1 rRNA gene is annotated in these 511 nt (G+C 49.8%); it reads right to left on the bottom strand.

Going from position 1 to position 511, the window contains the following annotated elements:
• Positions 1-511, bottom strand: a 23S ribosomal RNA gene (locus FG384_RS19650); the annotation flags it as partial.

A 511-nucleotide genomic window follows, 5' to 3' on the forward strand; every position in this document is an offset into this window, starting at 1 on the left:
TCATACGGTGGATGGGATTCTCACCCATCTTTCGCTACTCATACCGGCATTCTCACTTCTAAGCGCTCCACCAGTCCTTCCGGTCTGACTTCAACGCCCTTAGAACGCTCTCCTACCACTGATACCATAGGTATCAATCCACAGCTTCGGTGATTTGTTTAGCCCCGATACATTTTCGGCGCAGCGTCACTCGACCAGTGAGCTATTACGCACTCTTTAAATGATGGCTGCTTCTAAGCCAACATCCTGGTTGTCNTCATACGGTGGATGGGATTCTCACCCATCTTTCGCTACTCATACCGGCATTCTCACTTCTAAGCGCTCCACCAGTCCTTCCGGTCTGACTTCAACGCCCTTAGAACGCTCTCCTACCACTGATACCAAAGGTATCAATCCACAGCTTCGGTGATTTGTTTAGCCCCGATACATTTTCGGCGCAGCGTCACTCGACCAGTGAGCTATTACGCACTCTTTAAATGATGGCTGCTTCTAAGCCAACATCCTGGTTGTC

The sequence above is a fragment of the Psychrobacillus vulpis genome, assembly GCF_006861825.1.
GTDB classification, from domain to species: Bacteria; Bacillota; Bacilli; order Bacillales_A; family Planococcaceae; genus Psychrobacillus; species Psychrobacillus vulpis.